The following is a 512-nucleotide window of genomic DNA, read 5'->3' on the forward strand; positions in this document are numbered from 1 at the left end:
CACTTCGTTACTATTCTTAATTTTGAATCCTTCTTCGTTGGGGAAACCCCAAACCCCGCACACCACAAAAAGCGGTGGTGTGCAAAAAGCAAAAATAGCAGGCGGCTCTTTATGACGATGGTACATATTGCGACAAAGGCAATTTCTCGAAAAGCAGGGCAGTCGGCAGTGGCATCTGCGGCCTATCGTGCTGGCGATGTGCTTGATGATGCCAAATATGGCAAGACCCATGACTATAGTAAAAAGTCTGGGGTGATGAGTAGCGATATTGTTTTACCATTTTCGCTAAAGGCGCTGGGTGTGAGTGTGGATCGAGAGACGCTTTGGAATACTGCCGAAGCGGCAGAGACACGTTCGGACAGTCGGGTGGCTCGTGAGTGGCTGATTAATTTGCCTCATGAATTGTCTGAGGAAGAGCGCCATTCACTGGCTATCAACTTTGCCCAAAAGCTTTGTGACGATATGGATGTGATTGCGGATGTGTGTATCCATCGTCCGGTGATGAAGTTGCC

1 protein-coding gene is annotated in these 512 nt (G+C 48.4%); it reads left to right on the plus strand.

The window, feature by feature from the left end; all coding sequences use genetic code 11:
* Positions 1-111 precede the first annotated feature (111 nt).
* Positions 112-512 (plus strand): MobA/MobL family protein (locus JFC08_RS13650; RefSeq protein ID WP_198331115.1); only part of this gene is annotated, 401 nt, incomplete at its 3' end.

Origin of the sequence: Psychrobacter cibarius (assembly GCF_016107535.1) — a bacterium.
Taxonomy (GTDB): Bacteria; Pseudomonadota; Gammaproteobacteria; order Pseudomonadales; family Moraxellaceae; genus Psychrobacter; species Psychrobacter cibarius.